The 25,407-nt window shown below is 34.0% G+C and carries 20 protein-coding genes; 12 read left to right on the plus strand and 8 right to left on the minus strand.

Annotated elements, in window-relative coordinates; genetic code table 11:
• The first annotated feature begins 3 nt into the window (after positions 1-3).
• From P0R33_RS13150 to P0R33_RS13165, 4 genes are all read left to right on the plus strand, one after another.
• Entirely contained in the window at positions 4-912 is a 909-nt protein-coding gene (locus tag P0R33_RS13150; protein WP_276171645.1) for an NAD(P)/FAD-dependent oxidoreductase, read from the plus strand.
• 255 nt (positions 913-1,167) lie between these two features.
• Entirely contained in the window at positions 1,168-3,420 is a 2,253-nt protein-coding gene (locus P0R33_RS13155) for a TonB-dependent receptor (RefSeq protein ID WP_276171646.1), read from the plus strand.
• Positions 3,421-3,628: 208 nt separating this feature from the next.
• Entirely contained in the window at positions 3,629-4,093 is a 465-nt protein-coding gene (locus P0R33_RS13160; protein WP_276171647.1) for a thioredoxin fold domain-containing protein, read from the plus strand.
• Between the two features lie 450 nt (positions 4,094-4,543).
• Positions 4,544-5,608, plus strand: a complete 1,065-nt coding sequence (locus P0R33_RS13165) for a glycosyltransferase (RefSeq protein ID WP_276171648.1) — start codon at positions 4,544-4,546, stop codon at positions 5,606-5,608.
• A gap of 161 nt (positions 5,609-5,769) precedes the next feature.
• On the opposite strand, the gene P0R33_RS13170 is transcribed toward P0R33_RS13165, so the two are convergent.
• Positions 5,770-7,176 carry an MAC/perforin domain-containing protein gene (locus tag P0R33_RS13170; protein ID WP_276171649.1) on the minus strand — a complete coding sequence of 469 codons (1,407 nt, stop codon included), beginning with the start codon at positions 7,174-7,176 and terminating at the stop codon, positions 5,770-5,772.
• Positions 7,177-7,386: 210 nt separating this feature from the next.
• On the opposite strand from P0R33_RS13170, the gene P0R33_RS13175 reads away from it, so the two are divergent.
• Complete coding sequence (locus P0R33_RS13175; protein ID WP_276175659.1) at positions 7,387-8,556, plus strand: lycopene cyclase family protein; 1,170 nt, start codon at positions 7,387-7,389, stop codon at positions 8,554-8,556.
• Between the two features lie 151 nt (positions 8,557-8,707).
• Positions 8,708-9,118, plus strand: coding sequence for a BrxA/BrxB family bacilliredoxin (locus P0R33_RS13180; protein WP_276171650.1), 411 nt, complete (start codon positions 8,708-8,710; stop codon positions 9,116-9,118).
• Between the two features lie 397 nt (positions 9,119-9,515).
• Here P0R33_RS13180 and P0R33_RS13185 read toward each other — a convergent pair whose 3' ends face one another.
• The 3 genes from P0R33_RS13185 to P0R33_RS13195 are packed head-to-tail and all read right to left on the minus strand — an operon-like array spanning position 9,516 to position 15,184.
• Positions 9,516-10,883 (minus strand): efflux transporter outer membrane subunit, encoded by a 1,368-nt coding sequence (locus P0R33_RS13185; RefSeq protein WP_276171651.1) that lies wholly within the window; start codon positions 10,881-10,883, stop codon positions 9,516-9,518.
• The gene (locus P0R33_RS13190; protein WP_276171652.1) at positions 10,880-14,026 is read right to left on the minus strand and encodes a multidrug efflux RND transporter permease subunit; all 3,147 of its coding nucleotides are present in this window, start codon (positions 14,024-14,026) and stop codon (positions 10,880-10,882) included. The genes P0R33_RS13185 and P0R33_RS13190 overlap by 4 nt, the downstream gene beginning before the upstream one ends.
• 3 nt (positions 14,027-14,029) lie before the next feature.
• Positions 14,030-15,184, minus strand: coding sequence for an efflux RND transporter periplasmic adaptor subunit (locus P0R33_RS13195; RefSeq protein ID WP_276171653.1), 1,155 nt, complete (start codon positions 15,182-15,184; stop codon positions 14,030-14,032).
• Between the two features lie 274 nt (positions 15,185-15,458).
• On the opposite strand from P0R33_RS13195, the gene P0R33_RS13200 reads away from it, so the two are divergent.
• From P0R33_RS13200 to P0R33_RS13215, 4 genes are all read left to right on the plus strand, one after another.
• A complete protein-coding gene (locus P0R33_RS13200; RefSeq protein WP_276171654.1) occupies positions 15,459-16,817 on the plus strand; it encodes a rhodanese-related sulfurtransferase in 1,359 nt (452 codons plus the stop codon).
• Between the two features lie 24 nt (positions 16,818-16,841).
• Positions 16,842-17,276, plus strand: a complete 435-nt coding sequence (gene tnpA / locus P0R33_RS13205; RefSeq protein WP_276171655.1) for an IS200/IS605 family transposase — start codon at positions 16,842-16,844, stop codon at positions 17,274-17,276.
• 242 nt (positions 17,277-17,518) lie between these two features.
• Entirely contained in the window at positions 17,519-18,760 is a 1,242-nt protein-coding gene (locus P0R33_RS13210) for a peptidase U32 family protein (protein WP_276171656.1), read from the plus strand.
• A complete protein-coding gene (locus P0R33_RS13215) occupies positions 18,760-18,990 on the plus strand; it encodes a ferredoxin (protein ID WP_276171657.1) in 231 nt (76 codons plus the stop codon). The genes P0R33_RS13210 and P0R33_RS13215 overlap by 1 nt, the downstream gene beginning before the upstream one ends.
• Before the next feature lie 42 nt (positions 18,991-19,032).
• Here P0R33_RS13215 and P0R33_RS13220 read toward each other — a convergent pair whose 3' ends face one another.
• The 4 genes from P0R33_RS13220 to P0R33_RS13235 form a co-directional block, all read right to left on the minus strand.
• Positions 19,033-19,785 carry a hypothetical protein gene (locus P0R33_RS13220; protein WP_276171658.1) on the minus strand — a complete coding sequence of 251 codons (753 nt, stop codon included), beginning with the start codon at positions 19,783-19,785 and terminating at the stop codon, positions 19,033-19,035.
• A 108-nt stretch (positions 19,786-19,893) separates the two neighbouring features.
• On the minus strand, positions 19,894-20,436 hold the full coding sequence (locus P0R33_RS13225) for a hypothetical protein (protein ID WP_276171659.1): 543 nt from the start codon (positions 20,434-20,436) through the stop codon (positions 19,894-19,896).
• Between the two features lie 12 nt (positions 20,437-20,448).
• A complete protein-coding gene (locus P0R33_RS13230) occupies positions 20,449-21,801 on the minus strand; it encodes an ankyrin repeat domain-containing protein (RefSeq protein ID WP_276171660.1) in 1,353 nt (450 codons plus the stop codon).
• Positions 21,802-21,986: 185 nt separating this feature from the next.
• A complete protein-coding gene (locus P0R33_RS13235; RefSeq protein ID WP_276171661.1) occupies positions 21,987-23,168 on the minus strand; it encodes an ankyrin repeat domain-containing protein in 1,182 nt (393 codons plus the stop codon).
• 377 nt (positions 23,169-23,545) lie between these two features.
• Between P0R33_RS13235 and ricT the strand changes: the two genes are divergently transcribed.
• Entirely contained in the window at positions 23,546-24,940 is a 1,395-nt protein-coding gene (gene ricT, locus P0R33_RS13240) for a regulatory iron-sulfur-containing complex subunit RicT (RefSeq protein WP_276171662.1), read from the plus strand.
• Positions 24,924-25,403: a gliding motility lipoprotein GldH gene (locus tag P0R33_RS13245; RefSeq protein ID WP_276171663.1), complete on the plus strand. Its 480-nt coding sequence runs from the start codon at positions 24,924-24,926 to the stop codon at positions 25,401-25,403. The genes ricT and P0R33_RS13245 overlap by 17 nt, the downstream gene beginning before the upstream one ends.
• Positions 25,404-25,407 lie beyond the last annotated feature (4 nt).

A 25,407-nucleotide genomic window follows, 5' to 3' on the forward strand; every position in this document is an offset into this window, starting at 1 on the left:
GATATGGAACAGAAGAATTTTGATGTGATTATTGTTGGAGGAAGTTACAGCGGTCTTTCTGCCGCAATGAGTTTAGGAAGATCACTGCGTAAGGTTTTGGTTATTGATAGCGGTTTGCCTTGTAATAAGCAAACGCCACATTCTCATAATTTTATTACACAGGACGGAGAGAAACCAGCAGCAATTGCGGCAAAAGCCAAACTCCAAGTTGCAATTTATAAAACGGTTCAATTTTATAGCGGACTTGCCATTAAAGCCATAAAAAACGGAAGCAAATTTGAAGTTTCAACTCAATCTGGCGATGTTTTTACTTCTCGAAAAATTTTATTCGCGACAGGCGTTAAAGATTTGCTTCCAGAAATTAAAGGTTTTTCAGATTGTTGGGGAATTTCGGTTTTGCATTGTCCGTATTGTCATGGTTATGAAGTTAAAAGCGAAAAAACGGCGATTATAGCAAATGGGGAAATGGGATTTGAATATGCAAAACTAATTTCGAATTGGACAAAAGATTTGAGATTATGCACCAACGGAAAATCAGAATTGACTTTGGAACAAACCCAAATTTTAAAAAATCACGGAGTTTTAATTTTTGAAGAAGAAATTGATTCTTTTGAACATCAAGACGGATATATTCAAAATATTATCTTCAAGAACCAGGATAAAATTGCAGTAAAAGCCATTTATTCTAGACCGCCATTTGAACAGCATTGTTTAATTCCTGAAAATTTGGGTTGCGAAATCAACGAACAAGGTTTATTGAAAGTTGATGCAATGCAAAAAACAAATATTGTTGGCGTTTACGCTAGTGGAGATGCAACAACTCAAATGCGTTCTGTAGCAATTGCGGTTTCTAGCGGTTCTTTCGCTGGAGCGGTAATAAACAAAGAACTTATTGAAGAAGATTTTCTTTAATATTAATTTAAACACATAGAAACATAGTTTTAAAAGTTGTCAAAAAGGCATTTCACTTTGCATTAACAGACATAGTGCTATGTGTGAAAGCTTGCTTTTTTAGTAATCTGAATTTAAGTTCAATAAAAATCTATGATTCTATGTGTTTAAATAAAAATCTAACATCTTGAATTAAATGAGTTTAAAAATTTTAAACCAGGAATAATTATTTGTCAAATTTAATTTTTAGTTTTGTCTAAATTTAATTTTATAATAATGAAATATTTATTTTTGACAATATTAATACTTTCAACTAAAAACTTCTATTCACAAAATATCTCTGGAAAAGTGGAAACAGATATTCCATCTATTCAAGAAATTAATGTTCGTTTATTAAACACAAACTTTAAAACGCAAATCGATTCGCTTGGTTTTTATAAACTAGAAAATGTTCCAAGCGGTTCTTATAAAATCTCGGTAAATTCGAACGGATTCAAAACCATAACTCAAAAAATTACAGTTTTAGAAAATGAAAATTTAATTCTTGATTTTGAATTAAAGGAAGATCAAAATGAATTGAATGAAGTGGTAGTTTCAGGAACTTTAAAACCAGTTAAACGTTTAGAAAGCGCTGTTCCTGTTGAGGTTTATTCGCCAACTTTCTTCAAGAAAAATCCAACACCTAGTATTTACGATGCGCTTCAAAACATCAATGGCGTTCGTCCGCAGTTAAATTGCGGGGTTTGCAACACGGGAGATATTCATATCAATGGTCTTGAAGGCCCTTATACTTTAGTAATGATTGATGGAATGCCTATTGTAAGCAGTCTTTCGACGGTTTATGGTTTGTCTGGAATTCCTAATTCTCTTGTAGAAAGAATTGAGATTGTAAAAGGCCCAGCTTCGTCTCTTTACGGAAGTGAAGCAGTTGGCGGTCTGATTAATATTATTACTAAAAACCCAACAAACGCGCCGACTTTTTCTGCCGATTATTTTACGACTTCTTATTTTGAAAGCAATTTCGATTTGGGAACGAAGTTTAATGTTGGTAAAAAAGCAACGTCTATTATCGGAATTAATTATTTCAATTATGATCAAGTTATTGATAAAGACAACGATAATTTTACCGATGTAACACTTTCTGAACGCATTTCGGTTTTTAATAAATGGAGTTTTAAAAGAAATCAGAATCGACTTTTTACAATCGCAGCGCGCGGAATGTACGAAGATCGCTGGGGCGGAGACATTCGTTGGGAGAAAAAATATAGAGGAGGCGATGAAATTTATGGTGAAAGCATTTATACGAAAAGAGCCGAATTAATCGGAAGTTATCAATTGCCTTTTGAAGAAAAATTGATGCTTTCTTTCTCTGGAAATGTTCATTATCAAGACAGCCGTTACGGAACAACATCTTATATCGCCAATCAGAAAATTGGATTTTTGCAGTTAACTTGGGATAAAAAAATCGGAAGAAATGATTTATTAGCAGGAATTGCAAGTCGTTACACTTATTACGACGACAATACGCCCGCAACCAAAGAAGCTGAAAATACTTGGCTTCCAGGAATTTTTGTTCAGGACGAAATTACATTTTCTCCTAAAAGTCAGGTTTTGTTAGGAATGCGTTACGATTATAATTCTATTCACGGTTCTATTTTTACGCCGAGATTTGCCTATCGTTTTAAAGCAAACGAAAACACGATTTTCAGATTAAATGCCGGTACTGGGTTTCGTGTTGTGAATTTGTTTACCGAAGATCACGCTGCTTTAACAGGTTCGCGAGATGTTGTAATTGCGAATAATTTGAATCCTGAACAATCTGTAAATGTCAATTTGAATTACATTCAGAAAATCAATTTCGGAAATGGAACTTTTATGGGAATTGAAACTACAGCTTTCTACACAAGATTTAGCAATAAAATTATTTCAGATTACGAAACCGATCCAAATAAAATCATTTATGATAATATCGATGGTTATGCAATCAGCCAAGGAATTAGCACCAATGTTGATCTTAATTTTCCGTCTGGATTGAAGTTTATTCTCGGAGCAACGGTTTTGGATAATAAAAATGTAGAAAACGGAATTTCGCAGAGACCTTTTCTAACAGAGAATTTTACAGGAACTTGGAGTATTTCATATAAAATTCAACCTTGGAATTTGTCATTGGATTATACAGGAAATGTTTACAGTCCGATGAATTTGCCTTTGCTGAGCGAAACTGATCCAAGAAGTCCAAAATCGCCTTGGTATAGTATTCAGAACATTCAATTTACGTATTCGGGCTGGAAAGATTTTGAGTTGTATGGAGGAATCAAAAACCTCTTGAACTTTACTCCCAAACAAAATAATCCGTTTTTGATTTCGAGAACCAATGATCCGTTTGATAAAAATGTGCAATACGATCCGGCTGGAAAAGTGATGGTTACACCAGATAACCCGTACGGTTTGACTTTTGATACAACTTATGTTTATGGACAAAACCAGACGATTCGTGGGTTTTTAGGATTGCGATATACGTTTAGATAAATTTATGAGCCACAGATTAAAAGGATTAGAAAGGATTAGAAAGGATTAGAAAGGATTAGAAAGGATTTTTTACTTCGTTTGTCACCCTGAGCGAAGTCGAAGGGCACTCCAATTGGAATGGGCTTCGACTTCGCTCAGCCTGATAAACAAAAAATCCTTTTAATCCTTTATCCCGATAGCTATCGGGAGTGGCAAAAATCAACAAACAATGAAAAAGCTATTTCTAACAATTTTCTTCTTCGGAATTTCAGCAACAGCTTTCTGTCAGCTGAAGACTAACTCTTTTCAAGAAATAGATAGTTTACAGCAAATTCGAAAGCGAAAAATCATTGTTTTTATTCATACCGACTGGTGTCAGTTTTGCCAAAGAATGAAAGCTACAACTTTTAAAAATCAGGAAATTATTGAAAAACTAAATTCAGATTTTTATTTCGTTGATTTTAATGCAGAAGAAAAACAAGATATTACATTCAATAACCACGTTTTTAAATATTTGCCTTCTGGAAATAATGTTGGTGTTCATGAACTTGCTTTGCAATTAGGAACTCAAAACAATCAAATTACTTATCCCGTTTTGTGTGTTTTGAATGAGAAAAATGAAATTATATTTCAATATTCTAATTATTTAGCTCCAAAAGATTTCAAACTTCTTTTAAATAAACTCGAAGATTAGAACTAATTATTTTTACTGCTAAACTCACTCAAATCAAATTTTTTTAAGATAATTAGTTATTAATCAGCTCTTTCAGAATTAATTTGTAAATTAGTTAAAAACTGTTCAAAGCTTGAAGTTGTTGAAAATCAAATAGATGTGATTTTTTGGATTTAGATTTTATATTTTTTAATGTTTTTGAGATAATAAAGAAAAAACAAATGGATTTTTAGTTTAAAAGAAAGAGCTTTTTTTTAAAGAAACGCAACCAAATCCATTTTTGGTTATCTATAATTTATAGTCAGTGTTGTAAAAAAACAGCTAAGTAACAGAAAATGTATGGGGATATTTAAGAATCTAGAACTCTATTGCAAGAGAAAAAAAATAATTAAAAGCCAGTCCGATCAATCAATACCAAACTACAATACTTATAATCCGTCAAATAAAACTATTGTTTTTTTTAATATTAATATGCCGTCTCCCGACCAAGATTCTGGTTCTAATAGACTTAAAGAGATTATTTTGTTTTTTAAAAGTAAAAACTACAACTGTATTATTTGCTCAAAAGATACTTTTCGTGACAATGGTTATGTAAGTTATTTTAGCAAAATGGGAGTAATTGTGTTCGTTGAAACGAATCAATACAAAACTTACTTTGATTTTGTAAAATCAATTCCCAAAGTCGATTTTGTCTGGTATTATGGTGCACGAACATTACTTTATAATTTGAAAAAAGTAAAAGAGATTGTACCAAATGCAAAATCAATTTTTGATATGGTCGATATTCATTTTCTGCGTTACAAAAGAGCGATGGAAATTGATCCGAAACGAATTTCTATCAAGAAAAATTACAACAAGTTTTTTTTCGTTGAAACCAGATTAGCTCAAACGGTAGATTTTGTTATAACCATTTCTGATATTGAAAAGGAAATTATGTTGAAATATATCGATCCAGATAAATTGATTACGATTTCCAATATTCATTATCAAAAAATTAAAAAAGAAGAAACGCTGGCTTTTGAAGACCGCGAAGACATTCTTTTTATTGGTTCCGGACACGAACCCAACATTGATGCGGTGACTTATTTGTATCACGAAATAATGCCTATTGTTTGGCAGAAAAATGCCAATATTAAAGTTAATATAATTGGAAATGTAAAGGATAAGATCAAAAAGATTACAGATTCTAGATTTATATTTCGAGGATATGTTTCAAATATTGATTCTCTTTTTACCAAAAACAAAATAATGGTCGTGCCTTTGCGATATGGCGCTGGCGTAAAAGGAAAAATTGGACAAGCTTTTGAGTATTTTCTTCCAGTTATAACTTCTTCTGTTGGAGCAGAAGGAATGCAACTTGTTCATCAAAAAAATGCTTTGGTTTATGATAAGAAAGAAGAATTTGCATCGGCAATAATTGATTTGTACAATAACAAAACGCTGTGGACAGAATTGCAGCAAAATTCTGAGAAAAGTTTGGAGCCATTCTCTATCCATGTTTTAGAACCTATTTTTTTAAGAATCGATGCTTTATAATCCAAATACTGTATCCAACAATTTGTAATTTTGACTTTAAAGAGAATATTATTAATCTAAAAAAATATACCACTATAAGAAATTCTTATAGTGGTATATTTTTAGAAAAGGTTTAAAAATAATTTCTAAATATAAGTTATTTTATATCAGTAGTTTTTATTTTATAATGGTGCATAAAACGCTATACCTTCTTTTGTCCAATAACTAGAGCCAGCACTTGGAGAAATTGCAAAATAATGATCGCTACTAGCTTTATATGAGTATACTGGAGTTCTTCCTGGACCAGGTTCTGAATATGCATAAAAGCAAACCCCCATGTATTGATTCCAATATGACGTGGGTTGTAATGTGCTAACTTTTGCATAGTAATGCTCCCAACCTACTGTGCTTTTATATCCATAAATAGGAATAGTATTTTCTGCTTTATATTTAAATGCCTTAAAATTAGGACCTTCATTGATCCAATAATTTGTTGGTTGTAAATTAGTACTAAAATCTAAGTAATGCATACTTGCTCCATCATTTTTATAACTGTACAAATATTCTGGAATATCAATACCAACTACAGTATTGTCAGCGAGATACTGAGTATTGTAGTTTATTAATTCTGTTTTTTTAGTAGGGTTATCTATTAAATCGGAAATATTTACCAAACCAGATTGCGCTATATCAACTAAAACGGAATTAGATGGGGTAGAGCTGTTTTGCCAGCCTGAAATGTTTAACTTTGTTGTAGATTCATTTACATTAATATCACCAACTAAAGACTTCGATGGATCTCCGCCTCTTGTGGTATAATGAAGCTTTCCATTTATATTTTTTGATGCAGATGAAGTATTTACATCAGTATTGGTATTTACATCAAAATATTTCGATACATTTACTTTAACTCCAACTTTAGAGGCTTCGACTCTATTGTCATTTGTTGTTTCGGATTGATACATTATATCCAGTTTAGCCCCAGTATATATATCCACAAGGACATGTGTCCCATAGTCTCTCACAATTTGCTGAGCAGTTTTTGATTGTAAGTCAGCGACAAATTCTGGGGTTAAATATTGCTTTAATAAATCAATAGAGGTGTTCATTCTAGATCTGCGTTGCTTAATTAGTACGCTACAACTACCATAAATGTACTTTGAATCAAAATGAGTTGAATCACGCTTACTATATTTAAATGAAGCAGAAATGTCTACCCCATATACTTTAAATTTTGCAGTAGCATCAGTTTTCGAAGAGATTCCTCTAGAGTATGATTCAGCATTTTCTGCGTAGTCTTCTTTTAATTCTGACGAGTATAATGATTCTAGTACTAATCTTCCAGCTTGTTCTGTTTTGAATCTTTCAATGTCAATGACTTGAAATCCTGCAGATTCTGGGTTTGCGAATTTTTTAGTTACATCATAACCTGCTCCCAATAAATCGTACATACCATCACCACTTTTGGATGTTAATGACTTATCTGTAACTACAATATTTGTTTGGTCTTCAATTACAGGATTCTCAGAGCAAGAGACAATTAATATCAACATTAAAATCAATGAAGATAGAAAAGTATTTTTTTTCATTTTTCTTTGGGGTTTTAATTTTCTTACAAATGAAACTTTTTTCGTTTCCAATTTTGTATAAATTTATTTTTTTTAACTTTAATTTAACGTTTTTTTTCTTTCAATAGATACATCAAATCATATTGAAAATACTTACATCAAGATAAATATTGCTATATACTCCTATGTTATTTTTAAAAAAAGGTAAAATAAAATTCCTTATTTTTGAGAATGAACTCTTCGCAAATTAAACACTTTGACTATATTTTTACTGGAAGCGGACTGGCATCTTTAATGACAGTTTACAAAATGATTCTGTCTGGAAAATTCTCAGATAAGACTATTTTGCTGCTAGATCAGAATGCTAAGAAAACAAATGACAGAACTTGGTGTTTTTGGGAAAAAGAAGAATCGATTTGGAATTCTATAATTTCGAAAAATTGGGATTCTGCTTTATTTGCCAATGAAAGTTTTAAACGCTATATGGCGTTGAAACCTTATAAATACAATCAAATTCGGGGAATTGACTTTTATAATTTTGTTTTTGAAGCAATTGCAAAACATCCAAACATTACTTTTTTGAACGAAAAAGTAACCGATATTAATGAACTTGAAACTCACGTTTTTGTCGGAACAGAAGAAAATAGATACACAGCAAATTATCTTTTCAATAGTATTTATACGAAGGCTTTCGCCGAAAGCCAAACCAAATTTCCCGTTTTGCAACAGCATTTTATAGGTTGGTTTGTAAAAACAGAAACAGAAGTTTTTGATTCTGAAATGGCTACTTTCATGGATTTTTCGGTAGAACAAAAAAGAAACACACGATTTATGTATGTTCTGCCAACTTCTAAAACCGAAGCTTTAGTGGAATACACCTTGTTTTCGGAGAAACTGCTTCCAAAAGAAGAATATGAAAAGGCAATCGAAATTTATTTGAAGAATCTGAAAATTGAAAATTTTAAAATAATAGAAAAAGAACAAGGAAGTATTCCAATGACATGTTATCCTTTTTGGAAAAAAAATACAAAACGAGTTTTAAATATCGGAACCGCCGGCGGATGGACAAAAGCCAGCACAGGTTATACTTTTAAAAATTCAGATAAGAAATCATCTCAATTGGTTGAATTTCTTCAAAATGTTGCGCCAAATTCCTTAAGCATGAAAACATTTCATAAAAAAAGCCGATTTTGGGTTTATGATTTGTTGCTTCTGGATATTTTATATCGTCATAACGAATTAGGAAACAGTATTTTTTCTTCGTTATTTAAAAAAGGAAATCCTACTCTGATTTTTAAATTTTTAGATGAAGAAACAACTGTTGTTGAAGATTTAAAAGTGATTTCGAAATGTCCAAAAATACCATTTTTAAAGGCTTTATTTCGTGTAATTTTCAAATAAAATCATACGGGATTAAGACTTTCGATTTTACGACTTTCCAACTTTCGACTAAATCAATCGAACTATAACAAAACTTTATACTTCAAATTAACTAGTTGCGAGTAAACTTTGTAACTTTGCAGTTCAAAAGTAAAATTTAAAAGACAAGAATATGTATCCACTAGACATGGTAAAACCAATGGAAGCTGAATTAACAGCTGCAGGTTTTCAAGATTTACATAGTGCTGAAGCTGTTGAGAATGCTATCAAAGCTGAAGGTACCACTTTAGTTGTTGTGAACTCTGTTTGCGGTTGTGCTGCTAGAAATGCGCGTCCAGGAGCAAAAATGAGTTTACAAGGAGCTAAAAAACCAGATCACCTTATTACGGTTTTTGCTGGTGTTGACAAAGAAGCTGTTGATGCTGCAAGACAACATATGTTTCCTTTTCCTCCATCTTCGCCATCTATGGCTTTGTTCAAAAACGGAGAATTGGTTCACATGTTAGAGCGTCACCACATCGAAGGTCGTCCAGCTGAATTAATCGCTGAGAATTTGCAAGATGCGTTTAACGAGTTTTGCTAATTTTTTTTAAGGAGCTAAGGTTCTGAGTTGCTGAGGTTCTAAGGTTTTAGATACAAAGTGACAAAGGTACAGAGTTACAAAGATTAAAAAAGAGGGTGTTTCAATTTCTGAAACACCCTCTTTTCATTTTTATATGTTCCGCAGGAACATCTCGTCGGTAGAAAATTTGTATTGTTATGAATATTTTACGTTCCGTAGGAACGTTTGACACCATTATATAATTAAAAAATGACACACAAACGTTCCTACGGAACGTAAAATTAGGTTGTTTGCTATTTTTTTGCTACTGACGAAACATTCCTACGGAATGTGATGAAAAAGTGCAAAAGGGATGCTTTTATTAAGAATTGAGAGAAACCTTTATCCCTTTGCCTCTCTGTCCCTTTGAACCTCAAGATTAAAAACTCCATCCTCCGCCCAAAGCTTTATACAACTGAACCATAGAACTTAATTGTTTTTGAGTTAATTGTGAAAGACTTAATTGCGCTTCAAATAAAGATCTTTGAGCATCTAGGACTTCCAAGTACGAAACATAACCGTTATAATATCTTGCATTAGATAAATCGTAATTTTTCTGTGCAGCAACGACTTGTCTATTTCGCGCGGTCCATTCTTCTTTGAACATGGCTGTATTTTGAAGTGAGTTTTCAACTTCTGCAATGGCAGTTAGATATGTTTTCTGAAAGTTGAACTTCATTTCTTCGGCTAATTTTCTGTTGTAATCCACTCGACGTTTGTTTTTTCCGAAATTGAAAATTGGTCCAGTAATTCCGCCGCCAACATTTTGAATATAAGAGCCATCATTAAATAAATCACTAATCATAATGTTGGTAAAACCAACAATTGCCGAAATATTAAAGGATGGATATCGCATAGCTTGCGCAACGCCAATTCTTTCAAACGAAGCTTTATATAAATATTCCTGACGTTTCACATCAGGCCTATTTTCTAATAAAGCGGATGGAACCGAAGTTGGAAATTCAGCTAGAATTAATAATTCGCTATTAGTTTTTCCTCTCGGAATAGCTTGCGGAACTTGTCCAATTAAAACAGAAATTGCATTTTCTAGAGCCGTAATCTGTCTTTTGATTAGTGGAATATTCGCTTCGGCAATGGCAACTTGCTGTTCGATTTGTACTTTGTCCAATTCCGCAACATAACCGCTCATAAAACGTTCGTTGATGATGTCGTAAGCTTTTTGTCTAGTTTCTAAAGTATGAATTGTAATTTCCAATTGATTGTCAAAATCACGTAATTCAAAGTATGAAATGGCAATATTGCTTACTATAGTGGATAAAATTACTTTTCTTGCCTCATCGGTGGCTAAAAGTTCATTTTGCAAAGCCTTTTTCTGATGGCGGTATTTTCCCCAGAAATCCAATTCCCAAGACATATTTGCCAATGCCGTTGAAGGCCATTGGAATGTTTGGGCGCTATTAACCTGACCAGAATATTGAAAAGAAGGAAATAAGTCAGCTTTTGCCATTCCGAGATTGGCCTGTACTTGTTCTAAACGCGCAATAGCAATTTTAAGATCATAATTATTCTGGATTCCTTTTTCGATTAAACCAATTAAAACATCATCGTTAAATATCGATGACCATTTTATAGTAGTAACCGATTTTGTAGTGTCAGCAGGCTGATTGCTATATCGAAAAGAATGCGCCTGAGGCTGTTCTGGTTTAACATATTTTGGTCCGACCATACATCCGTAAGGAAAAACAGCTATCAAAAAGAGCGCTAAAAGTATCTTTAGGGTTTTCATTGTTCTTCTGTTTTAGGTTGATCAGTTTCTTTAGATTTTTTCTTTCCGAATGTTTCAATAAAAACAAATAACACCGGAATTAAACAAACTCCCAAAATGGTCGCCACGAGCATTCCGCTAAAAACAGTCATTCCCATAACTTTTCTTGCTTGTGCTCCAGCTCCAGTTGCAGTTAACAGCGGAACAACTCCTAAAATAAAAGCAAAAGCCGTCATCAAAATAGGGCGGAAGCGAAGTTTTGCAGCGTACAAAGCAGCATCTTTTGCAGGCATTCCTTTTTCATATTCTTCTTTGGCAAATTCTACAATCAGAATGGCATTTTTAGCTGCTAATCCGATTAACATTACCAATCCGATTTGAGCAAAAACATTATTTACATAATCAGGACTTAGCAATCTACAAATGTATAAACCAAGAAAAGCTCCAAAAACGGCAAATGGCGTTCCGAGTAAAACACTGAAAGGGAGTTTCCAGCTTTCGTATTGCGCGGCGAGAATTAAAAACACGAAAAGTAGCGCCATAAGAAAAACGGTATTTCCTTTTCCTTCGGCTTGTTTTTCCTGATAACTCATATTTGCCCATTCGTAACCCATTCCTGCGGGAAGAACTTTTGTTGCCGTTTCCTGCAAAGCATTCATGGCTTGCGCCGAAGTAAATCCGGGAGCGGGCGTTCCTCCAATTTCGGCTGCACGATACAAATTGAAACGTGTTGTAAATTCGGGACCGCTTACTTTTCGGATTGTGGCAATACTCGAAATCGGAATCATTTTGTTGTCTTTGCTCCGAACAAATATCTTATTAATGTCCTCGGGATTTACGGTATAACTCGGATCTGCCTGAAGCAATACGATATATTGTCGACCAAATTTGTTGAATTCATTAATGTATTGTCCTCCTAAACTGGCACCAATGGCGATATTAACATCAGATAAAGAAAGATTCAATTCAGTGACTTTTTCTCGATCGATGTCTAAACTAATCTGTGGCACATTTGGATTAAAAGTCGTTCGAATTGTTCCAATTTCTGGTCTCTTTTTGGCTTCGGCCATGAATTGTTGTGCATTTTCAAAAAGATATTGCGGTGTATTTCCTTCCCGATCCTGAAGCATCATCGAGAATCCTGCCGCATTTCCGATTCCGGTAATTGGCGGAGGACCAAAGGCAAAAACCGTTGCTTCGGGAATTCCGAAAACTACTTTTCCATTGACTTCTTTTAGAATTTGAAAAACGTCTTGTTCCCGTTCTTTCCATTCTTTTAAAGCAACAAAGAAAAATCCGTTGTTGGTTGCCACCGAGTTTTTGATTAAACTAAATCCAGCAACCGAAGTATAATATTCAACACCTTGATTTTGTGAAAGAATATGCTCTACTTTTTGAATTACTTTTCCTGTTCTTTCTAAAGAAGATGCGCCAGGAAGTTCAATATTCACAAACATGTATCCTTGATCTTCTTCGGGTACAAAACCGCCTGGAATTTTTCCTCCCAAGAGAATAATTGCTCCAACAACTATTCCGATAAAGATTAAGCTTCGTGCCGTTTTTTTAATTAGAAAACCAGAAAAGCCAGTGTATTTATTAGTGAATTTTCCAAATTTATCATTAAACCAACCGAAGAATTTTCCGAGCCAGCCTTTTGCTTCTTGATTGGGTTTTAATAAAAGGGAACATAAGGCTGGACTTAAAGTTAAAGCGCTTAATGCAGAAAAAATTACAGATATAGCAATAGTTATGGCAAATTGTTGATACAATCTTCCTGTAATTCCCGGTGTTAAAGCAACTGGAATAAACACGGCGGTCAATACAATCGCAATGGCAATTACAGGTCCCGAAACTTCTTTCATGGCTTGATTGGTAGCTTCTCGCGGAGACATTCCGTGTTCGATATGATGCATCACGGCTTCAACAACGACAATGGCATCATCGACGACAATTCCAATCGCCAAAACTAGTCCTAAAAGCGAAAGTACATTTATGGAAAATCCGAGTAAAGGAAAAAGCATAAAAACCCCAATGAGCGAAACAGGAACCGTTAAAAGCGGAATTAAAGTCGCACGCCAGTTTTGTAGAAAGATAAAAACCACGATGATTACTAGAATAATGGCTTCGATCAAAGTGTGCATAATTTCGTTAATTCCTTCGGAAATGGCGAGAGTGGTGTCTAATGAAACACGGTATTTTAAATCCTGCGGAAATCTTTTGCTGAGTCTTTCGATCGTGTTTTTCACGTTTTCGGCCACTTCTAATGCATTAGAACCAGGCATTTGTTTGATTCCGATAGTTCCAGCTGGATTTCCATTCAATTTCGCAATCGAAGCATAACTTTCTGTTCCTAAAGTTACCCTTCCAATATCTTTCAAACGAACCTGCTGATTGCTTATATTCGATTTTAAAATGATATTTTCAAAATCTTCTGGATTTACCAGACGATCTTTTAGCATTACATTGTAAGTAAACTCATTGTTTTCGGTTGCAGGCGGAGCACCAAATTTTCCACCAGGCGCAATGGCATTTTGATCTTGGATTGATCGTATAATATCAGGAACAGTCAAGTTGTATTTGGCCATGATATCGGGTTTAACCCAAATTCGCATCGCGTAATTACTTCCTCCGTAAAGGGTAACTTCTCCAACTCCTTTAATACGCGCGAGAGCATCTACAATGTTGATATTGGCATAATTGGTTAGAAAATTTCCGTCGAAGGTTTTGTTGGGAGAATACAAGGACAAAATCAGCATCGGCATTGAGAGTGATTTTTTTGTGGTCACTCCCGTCGTTTTAACGTCGTTTGGAAGTTTGTTGGTTGCTTCATTAACACGGTTCTGAGTCAGCATGGTAGCGTTATCCAGATCGGTTCCCATATCAAATGTAATATTTAATGTCATACTTCCATCGCCTGTATTGGTGGATTGCATGTAAAGCATGTTTTCAACTCCATTTACTTTTTGCTCGATCGGCGTAGCAACGGCCTGCTCAACGTTTAAGGCATTTGCACCACGATAACTCGTTGAAACTTGTACCAAAGGCGGTGCAATTTCAGGATATTGAGCAATTGGTGTTGAAAGGACAGAAAGACCTCCAATTAAAACAATGAAAATGGAGAGAACAATAGCAACGATTGGTCTGCGTACAAAGAAATTATCCATAATCTAGTTGTTTAGAGATGATGCAATCTGCTTTTTATCTTTGTCGGCAACATAAGGAACTGGAACAACGGTTGATCCAGGCTGAATAAACTGATTGCCAATTATGGCGACTTTCTCGTCGGGTTTTAAGCCTTTTGTGATAATCCAGTCGACACCAATTTTTTGTCCGACTTCGACCATTCGGGTTTGAATGGTATTTTTATCGTCAATTATAGAAACCTGAAAAAGTCCCTGAATTTCAGTTACCGCTTTCTGCGGAACTACGATAGCATCTTTTTGTGTTCTTAATAAAACACGGACTTTTGCGAATTGACCAGATCGTAACGTACCGTCTGGGTTAGGAAACTGCGCTTCAATAGTAACTGTTCCTGTTGTGGGATCAATTTTAGTGTCAGAAAAATTGAGACTTCCTTTTTCCGAATGGGTACTTCCGTCAGAAAGAATTAAGGCAAGATCGGTAATACGTTCTCCAGCTTTTACTTGTTTTTGATAACGAAGATAATCAGCTTCACTTACGGTAAACTGAACTCTAACTTTTTCTAGTTTGGAAACCGTATTTAGTTTAGAATCATTTCCAATTCGGGTAATATAATCGCCCAATCTGGCATTCGAGAGTCCGATAACGCCATCAATCGGAGATTTAATATCGCAATAGCTTCGTTCAATCTGCTGATTTCTTAAACTGGCCTGAACGCTGTTTAAGTTGGAGCGTGCCGCTTTGTCTTTCGCGACAGCGGCATCTAATTCACGTTTACTAACGGCGTTCATATCTGCAAGCGGGCGGATTCTTTTTAGTTCTTCTTCGGCATTTACCAAATTACTTTGAGCGCCTGCAACTTGACCGCGAACTTGTTCTACTTTGGTATCATATTCTAACGGATCGATGGTATATAAAAGCTGGCCTTTTTTCACCCTTTGACCTTCTTTAAAATGAATTCCGGTCAAGATGCCATCAACTCTTGCGATTAATTCAATGTCTAAATCTCCAAAAGTCTGTCCCGCAAAATCTTTATAAATGGGGACGTCTTCACTTTTGACCGTGACAAATGGAGCCTGCATAGGAGGCGGAGCCTTGGGTTGCTCTTTTTTGCATGAAGTAGTTAAGGTTAAAAGGAAGAAGAGGGGAAGGATTGGTTTTGGTAGTTTTAAAGCATTCATAATCACAAATGTTAAAATTGTACCATATAAATTTAATCAAATTTTATAATGTATTGATAAACAGTAGATGTTTTTTATTAATGCAACTCATTTTATATAAAAACTATCTGCGACTATAGATTTAAATAATCGTCCATTTTCTTGATTATGATTCCAAATATCAAGCGTTTTTATTGTTTTTAAAATTGAAAAGAAAGGCTTACCTTTGCGCCCGAATTTATTCCATTTATAGATTCTTAATTAATTTATTTCTTAACTTAAAATTGTTTATAGCATGCAACTGTATAACACTTTAAGCGCAGAAGAAAGAGCCATCATAATCGATGATGCCGGTAAACAACGACTAACGTTGTCTTTCTATGCGTATGCCAAAATTCAAGATCCACAAAAATTTCGTAACGATTTATTCATTGCCTGGAATGCACTCGATGCTTTAGGAAGAATTTATGTTGCCCATGAAGGAATTAATGCTCAGATGAGTGTTCCTGCAGAAAATTTTGAAGCTTTTAGAGAAACGCTGGAAGCTTATGATTTTATGAAAGACATACGATTGAATGTTGCCGTAGAACAAGACGATCATTCCTTTTTAAAATTGACTATCAAAGTGCGACACAAAATCGTTGCAGACGGTTTAAACGATGATACTTTTGATGTAACTAATATTGGCGTTCACTTAAAAGCCAAAGAATTCAACGAAATCCTTGATGATCCAAACACAATTGTAGTAGATTTTAGAAATCACTACGAAAGTGAAGTTGGACATTTTAAAGGTGCAATTACTCCAGATGTTGAGACTTTCAGAGAGAGTTTGCCCATTATCAACGAACAGCTTAAAGATCACAAAGACGATAAAAATCTGGTAATGTATTGTACTGGAGGTATTCGTTGCGAAAAAGCGAGCGCATATTTCAAACACCAAGGTTTCAAAAACGTTTATCAGTTAGAAGGTGGAATTATCAATTACGCTAAACAATTGAAAGAAGAAGGTTTAGAAAGCAAATTCATTGGTAAAAACTTCGTATTTGATAATCGCTTAGGCGAAAGAATTACGGATGATATTATTTCACAATGCCATCAATGCGGAAAACCTTGCGACAATCACACCAACTGCGAAAATGATGGATGTCATTTATTGTTTATTCAGTGCGATGATTGTAAAGCAGCAATGGAAAACTGCTGTTCTACAGAATGTCTTGAAATAATTCACATGCCTTTAGTAGATCAGGTTCGTTTAAGAACAGGTAAACAAGTTGGAAACAAAGTATTCAGAAAAGGAAAATCTGAAAATCTAAAATTCAAACACTCAGGAGAATTGCCAGAAACTGCTTTGGCAACAGCTCAAAAGCCAGCGGATATTCGTCAGAAAATAAAAGTAAAAAAAGTACTTCTTGGAAAAGCAGAACATTATTATGTAAAAGCTCAGGTTGGACAATTTACTATAGAAAACCAAGAGTTAAACAGCGGTGATAAAATCTTAATTTCTGGTCCAACTACAGGCGATCAGGAAATGGTTTTGAATAGAATCATTGTTAACGGAGCAGAAACTCAAACTGCTAAAATTGGGGATAAGGTTACTTTTGAAGTTCCTTTTCGTATTCGTTTGTCAGATAAATTGTATAAAATTGTAAATTAACAGTTTTTTAAACTCTAATTTACAATGTCACATTCTTTTACCAAATTATGGATTCACGCAATTTGGGCAACAAAAAATCGTAAGGAATTAATTGATTTTTCAATTGAGAAAAATGTGTATGATTATATTCACAATAAATTAATTGATTTAGATTGCCCTGTTAGAATCATTAACGGAATGCCCGACCATGTACATGTTTTATTTTTATTAAATCCTAAAAAATCTCTATCAGATGTAATTCGTCAAGCGAAAGGAGGATCTTCTCATTGTATAAATGGAGTAAATCTAATTCCTGAAAAATTCGCGTGGCAAACGGGTTACGCAGCTTTTGCAGTAAGCGAATCTCAATTAGATGTTGTTTACAATTACATCAAAAATCAAAAACAACATCATCTCAAAAAGAACGGACAGCAAGAGTTTGATGAATTTGTAAAATTACATGGATTAAATACACCATAAAGATACACCCAAAAAATACCACAATATATATAAGCATAGCCCACGGTTTCAACCGTGGGAAACGTATTGTTGCGTAACGTTAAAGATTTGCATTGTGTACCCACGGTTGAAACCGTGGGCTATGTTTAACAAAGACCGTGTAACGCTTTACAAATAATTTTTAAAAATATAGACTATGATATAAATCATAGGAATCTAATCTATACCCACATTATTTTTGTCATTTGAATAATAAATCAAAAATGACTATTACAAACAAAATTGAACTCATGTCTCCAGCTGGAGATTTTGAATCGCTTCAAGCTGCTTTAGATAATGGCTGTGATTCTATATATTTTGGTGTGGAACAGCTTAACATGCGCGCAAGATCAACAGTTAATTTCACGATTGAGGATTTGAAAGAAATCGCCAATCGATGCGAGAAAAAAAATGTTCGAAGTTATTTGACGTTAAACACCATTATTTACGATCACGATTTATCAGTTGTAAAAACATTATTAACCAAAGCCAAAGAAGCGAATATTACAGCGGTAATTGCTTCAGATCAAGCCGTAATTGCGATGGCAAAATCAATTGGAATGGAAGTTCATATTTCAACGCAATTGAATGTAACGAATATTGAAACTATAAAATTCTACAGCTTATTTGCCGATACAATGGTTTTAAGCCGCGAATTAAGCTTACGCCAAGTAAAAAATATTACCGATCAAATTGAGAAAGAACAGATCAAAGGTCCAAACGGAAATTTGGTAGAAATCGAAATTTTTGGTCATGGAGCTTTGTGTATGGCGGTTTCTGGGAAATGTTACTTGAGTTTACACTCCAATAATTCATCTGCGAATCGCGGCGCATGCAAACAAAACTGCCGAAAAAAATATACCGTTATCGATCAGGAAACTGGTTTTGAAATTGAATTAGACAACGAATACATGATGTCGCCAAAAGATTTGTGTACTTTGGATTTCTTAGATCAGGTTATTGATTCTGGAATTAAAGTTTTAAAAATCGAAGGAAGAGGACGTGCGCCAGAATATGTGGCAACGGTAACTAAAACGTATCGTGAAGCTATCGACTCATACTATGACGGAACTTTCTCAAAAGAAAAAACAACAGTTTGGATGAAAGCATTAGAAACGGTTTACAATCGCGGATTTTGGTCAGGATATTATCTTGGGCAAGAATTAGGCGAGTGGAGCGATATTCCAGGTTCAGCAGCTACGCAGAAAAAAGTGTATGTTGGAAAAGGAACACATTATTTCCCTAAAGCGGAGGTTGGACAGTTTAAAATAGAAGCTTACGATATTAAAATTGGAGATAAAATTTTAGTTACCGGGCCAAGTACAGGCGCTCAGGAAATGATAATTGGTGAAATGTTTGTAAATGATGCCGCGGGAGAAAAAGCAACAAAAGGCGATGATTGCAGTTTCAAATTACCATTTAGAATCAGAATGTCTGATAAACTGTATAAAATTGTTGATGCATAATGGTTATTGTTACTTTACAAAGGGATAAATGTATCGGCTGTAATTACTGTGTCGAAATGGATCCTGTACATTTTCAAATGTCAAAAAAAGATGGAAAATCGGTTCTGATTCATTCGCAGAATGCAAAAGGCTTTTTTACATTGAAATCTACAAATCATACGATTGTTGAGAGTTGTGAATTAGCTGCAAAAGCTTGTCCGGTGAAGATTATTACGGTTAAGGAAATATAAAAAAACCTATTTTGTATTGCTACAGAATAGGTTTTTTTAATTTCATTCTTCCGAAAACTCAAGCTCATCAAAATCTTTAATTTCAGACAATTTAATTAGTTTGTTTTTACTGATTTTGCTTTCTGTTTTTTGAAAAACTTCATCATCGTCATACGTGTTTTCGTTGATGTTTTGGTTTACAATCTTTTTTCCAGTCAGGAAATTGATGCTGGTTTCTGTTAATACAATTGGTCCGCGATTACTGCTCGCATCGTAACCAATTAGCTCAAAATTTGAATTTTGATATCTGAAAGTATAATTCCAATATCCGTATCTTCCGTGAGCATAGTTCACGTATAAATTTCCACTTTTTATTTCAAAATCAAGTTCTGGTGCATAATAAACTCCGCCTTCTTCATTTTCAGAAGAAAAGCAATCGTAATTTTTAAGGGCTAATTCATAACCGCCATTTTTGTTTAATAATGCTATAATTCCTCTTCGATTTCGGTCTAATTCGCCGCGATATTCATGCTGAATTATTTTGCTTTTGTCTGTTCCTTTAATAATCAGAATTATATCTTCTTTTCCATCTTTGTTTAAATCACCTTTAATGGTATCAAAAGGAACATAGTTTTTAGGTATAAAGTCAGCGAGATCTTTTTTGATTACAACATTTGATTCCTCAACTTCGGGAATATCTTTTAGTTCTGTAACTTCTGCATTTGATTCTTTGTCAATAGTTTTAGAGTCTTTACAGCCTAAAATGATAGAGAGCAGTAAAATTGTTCCAATTATTGAAAAGTATTTCTTTACCATTATTTAGTTTTTTAGAAGGTTGCATTGTGAAATTTCTCAATTGAACCAATTTAAGGTTAAAAAATCAGACAAGAGCTGCCTGATTTTTTGATAAGATTTAATTCATTTCTAAATACCGAATTTAGCGTCGATATTATGTTTTTCAGCATACGCTTTTCCAGCAGCCATCAATTTGTTAAACTTCGCATCAACCTCGGTTTGAGTTGAAGCGTCAAAATCAACTATTGCTTTTTGTATTTGTTCTGAAGAAGCATTTTCATCTTTCATTTTAGCGATTGGTAAATAGCCTTCTTTTTGTTTTGTAATTACATAAGAGAATAAATCTTTTGAGGCCTGAAGAATTTCTTTATTATCATCATCTTCGGGTATTTCTGTAATAGATTTCAATCTAATTTCTAAATTTGATATGTCATATTTAATAGCATCCTGATAAGAAGAAGGAATCATCTTTTTTTGATTTTCATCATAAACCTGAGCTTCACCTTGCAGTTTGTCACTGATTTCTTTTCCGCCAAATCGAGATAGTAAATTCGAATTTAAAACAGCTACATCAAAAGTCTTTTCTGGCGAAAGGTCGTTGCAAGAAGTAGAAATTACACTTGTTGCGATTAATAATAGTAGTAATAGGGATTTGTTTAAGATTTTTTTCATTTTGTTAATTATTTATCCTTTTAAAATTTTAGTTTTTTCAGTTTCAAATTCTTCAGAAGTTAGAATGCCAGCATCCAAAAGTTCTTTTAAGTCTAATAAAGCTTTCTTTTTGGCTTCCATCGAATTTCCAGAGTCAGATTTTACTGCTTCTTCAATTTTTGAAGTTTGAATTGGTGTTACAACCGTTCCAGAAGGCGCATACTTCAAGATAAGTTCCGTAATTTCATTAAACCCTTTTACGTTCGAGTAATCAATTGCTTTTTGTTCTTTCACATTTACAATTGAGGCATCGGCTTTGTTGTCAAGAAGGTATTTTACTACATCTTTTTTTCCGTTAGCGGCACTGTAATGAAGTGGAGTATTTCCTGATTCATCTTGAATATTAATATTTGCTCCAGCTTCAATCAACAATTTTACCATACTTAAATTGCCTTTTTTGGTTGCAACATGCAAAAGACTTTCTCCGCCGTAAGCGTAAGTGTTATTTAGTGTAAAACTAGAATCGTTTGCAATATTTGTAGCGCTCACAATCCAATCCAGATAATCGTTCATAGAGGAAGTTTCTCCAGCGACTGGTTTGCTGTAATTTACATCAACACCATTTTCCAGAAACAAAGACACAATTTCCTTTTGATTATTCGCGCAAGCGTACCAAATAGGAGAATAACCGTTGTTGTTTGAAGTGAAAACATCAGCGCCTCTTTCGACTAATAATTTAGCAAGCATTCTGTTGGTTTCATAACAAGCAATCAAAAGAGCATTTTCGCCAGAATGATTAGCGTGATTTACATCCGCGCCGTTATCCAAAAGTAAAGTTACCATTGGCAGAGATTTGGTGTAACAAGCATAAATTAAGGGAGTATTTCCTTGTTTATCGGTCGTATTAATCTCGGCACCTTTGTCTAAAAGCAATTGGATAATTTCTCTGTTTAATTTTGCTGAAGCCAGTAAAATCGGTGTTTCGCCATTGTTGTTCAGTAGATTAACATCAATCCCTGCTTCAAGCAACTTTGTTGCAATTTCGACTTGTGCGTTCTGTACTGTCAAGTGTAAGAGGCTGTTACCACTTTTATCGTTGATTTCAATTTTCGCTCCGTTTTCCAAAAGATAAAGCGCAGTCTGTTTTTGTTTTTGAAGACAAGCAAAGAATAAAGGAGTTTCTCCCGCATGATCTTCATAATTGATATCGGCGCCATCTTCGGCTAATAGTTTTACAATATCGAGATATCCTCTGTGCGCGGCATAATGTAGAGCGGTTCTTCCTTTTTCGTCGGTATATTTTACATCGACTTCTTTATTTTGAAGCAGTAATTCAGCTATTTTTCGGTTGCCGTTTTCACAGGCAATTATAAATGACATTGACATAGAATCTTGATTTTTATACATTATTGTAAACACATAGAAACATAGTTTTTTGAATATTAAAAAGGCGTTTCACTTATTTAAATGCACATAGTTTAGCTATGTGTGGAAACTTGTTTCTTTTGTTCCTATAAGATTAGAAACTATGTTGCTATGTGTTTAGATTTTTTTTATTTAACGATGAAAATTTAAGCTTTCATCAAAAGTTCAACAGTTTTAACTTTCAAATTGTCTTTAGAAGCTAGTGTAAGAGCTGTTTCGTCTTTATCGTTAGTAATCTCTTTATCTGCGCCATTCTCCAGAAGAAGTTTGACTTTTCTGTAAATTTCTTTTGCAGCTTCGGCATCATAATTCACATTATAAGCGCAGACTTTATGCAAAATGGTATTTCCCTGGTTATCTTGTTCATTAACATCAATTGCTCCACTTTCTAGAGCCGATTTTAAAATTCCTGATTTTTTCTCAGAAATATAATCGATACCCGATTTTGGATTTCCATAATATAAAGCAGCGTGATTTAAGTCGGCACCATCAGATAATAATCTTTGCAAAGAATTTAGATCATTTTCAGAATCAGACATCATTCGGATAAATTCGGTAAGTAAAGTTCTCCCGTCTTTATTGATGCTGTTGAAATCAGCCGAAGACGATTCGGCCAAAAGTTCGTACATCGGAATAGAAAATTGCTCACCAACTGCATAATAAAAAGAACTATTTTCTTGATTGTCTTTTTCATTAGGATCTGCTCCGTTTTCTAACAAAGTTGGAATATATTCTTTTTTGTTTCTTTTTACAGCATACATCAGCGGCGTTGTACCAACTACATTTTTCTCGTTGATATCGACTCCGTTTTCAAGAAGTGTTTTAATATATTCTTTGCCTTTTTCGGCATTTAAAGAATAATTGTTTACGATTTTATGAATTAAATTTTCTTGAGCGTTGTTTTTGTATTGCGCATTGCAACCGAAATCTTCTATTAAAATTTTAATTACTTCTGGAACGGCTTCTTTTTCTATAAAATATCCCAACAATGTCTGATCACTGATTTCATCATTTATATTGTCGACTTTAGACATTATTTCTTTGAAAAAAGAAAGAGATGCTTCGTCGTTTTTTATATTTCGAGAAAGAGAACTGAAGATTGATTTGTCAAAACTGTCCAATTCGTAGATATCGGTTTCAATAAAGCCTGCCTTTATTAAAATATCGATAAGATCAATCGCCTTTTCATCTATAATTTTGGCAGTTATTTGCGAAAAGTTGTTTTTAAGATATTGCTCAGAAAAAGGTTCACCATTTTTGATTGCTTCTCTGGCAGCGTCAAGATTTCCTTGAAAAATGTACTGTTCGATAATGTTTTGTGTGTGCATATAAAAAAGTTAAAGTGATGTATAAAAAATATTTTTTTCTGTAATCCAACGTTCAAAATTTTGAAAAACAAAAACGGGATTGTAAGATAAAACATAAAAACGAGAAATATATTTCAGAATTGAAATTAAAAATGCCAATTTGTGTTATGAAATTGGACGATTAAGATTTTTGGTAAAAAATTTGCACTGTTTTTTTTAGATGAAAAAATAAAATAAAAATATTTTTTGATAGGATTAATTACCAGAACAAACAGCATTTTTTTATTTAACAACCCTTTACAATTAATCTATAAATAGCCAAATAAAAAAAATACTATCTTTACCGATCAAACGTTTATGAACTTAAGCTGTATTTTGGCAGCACTACATATATAATTATGGCATGTACAAGTTGTTCAACCTCAGATGGTGGCGCACCAAAAGGTTGTAAAAATAATGGGACTTGCGGCACCGATAGCTGCAATAAATTGACGGTTTTTGACTGGCTTTCTAACATGAGCCCGTCTACTGGAGAGGCGATTTTTGATTGTGTTGAGGTTCGTTTTAAAAACGGACGTAAGGAATTTTTTAGAAATTCAGAGAAATTAACTTTAAGTATTGGCGATATTGTAGCAACTGTTGCTTCGCCAGGTCATGATATTGGTATTGTTACTCTTACAGGAGAATTGGTAAAAATTCAAATGAAGAAAAAAGGAGTGAATTACGAAAGTAATGATGTACCTAAAATCTATAGAAAAGCATCACAAAAAGATATTGATATTTGGTCTGTTGCCCGCGATCGCGAAGAACCTATGAAAGTTCGCGCACGTGAATTGGCAATTCAGCACAAATTGGAAATGAAAATTTCTGATATCGAATTTCAAGGTGACGGCTCTAAAGCAACATTTTATTACACAGCAAACGATCGTGTCGATTTTAGAATGCTGATTAAAGATTTTGCTAAAGAATTTAGCACTAGGGTAGAAATGAAACAAGTTGGTTTCCGTCAGGAAGCGGCACGTTTGGGTGGAGTTGGTTCTTGCGGGCGTGAACTTTGTTGTTCTACTTGGCTTACCGATTTTAGAAGTGTCAATACTTCTGCAGCACGTTACCAGCAGTTATCATTGAATCCGCAGAAATTAGCGGGACAATGCGGAAAATTGAAATGCTGTCTAAACTACGAGTTAGATACGTACATGGACGCATTAAAAGATTTTCCAGATTACGATACCAAACTGATTACGGAAAAAGGTGATGCTGTTTGCCAGAAACAAGATATTTTTAAAGGATTGATGTGGTTTGCCTATACAAACAACTTTGCAAACTGGCACGTTTTGAAAATTGATCAGGTAAAAGAAATTATTGCCGAAAACAAACAGAAAAATAAAGTTTCTTCTTTAGAAGATTTTGCTGTTGAGGTAGTTGCAGAACCAGAAAAAGACTTCAACAACGCCATGGGACAAGAGAGTTTAACTCGTTTTGACCAGCCAAAAAGAAAGAAAAAACCAAATCGCAAGCGTAAAAATGCTGAACCTGCTGGTGTTGCAACCCCGCAGAAACCACAACAGGAAAAAAACAATAATAATCCGAAACCAGCAGGAAATAATAAACCTTCTGGAGTAGGAAATCCGAATCAGCAGAACAAACAGAATAATCCAAATAAGCAAAATCATAAGAACAAGCAGAATCCGAATAAACAAAACAATAATTCGAACAAGCCAAATTCTAATGAGAAAAAACCTGCTGAGCCTAGAAAACCAATAATTATTACTAAAAATGAGAATAAAAAATAGCGGAATTCTTCTTTTGGTAGCAATACTACTTTTTTCTTGCGATAAAAAAAGGGTATTCGATGAGTATAAATCTGTTGGAAGTGCGTGGCACAAAGACAGCATTGTAAGCTTTGATCTGCCAGTTTTAGATTCTACAAAAAAATACAATTTGTTTGTAAACATTAGAGACAACAACAATTATCCGTTTAATAATTTGTTTTTAATTGTTGCTATCGAAGCACCAAGCGGATTTACAAAAGTAGATACCCTGCAATATCAAATGGCGGCTCCAGACGGAACTTTGTTAGGAAACGGATTTACGGATATTAAAGAAAGTAAATTGTATTACAAAGAAGATGTGAAGTTTAGAGGAAAATATAAAGTTCACATTAAGCAAGCCGTTAGGCAATCAGGAAAAATTCCTGGAGTTGAAGCTTTAGAAGGAATTACAGACGTTGGTTTTAGAATAGAACAAAAAGATTAGATAA

The organism is Flavobacterium sp. YJ01 (assembly GCF_029320955.1).
Taxonomy (GTDB): Bacteria; Bacteroidota; Bacteroidia; order Flavobacteriales; family Flavobacteriaceae; genus Flavobacterium.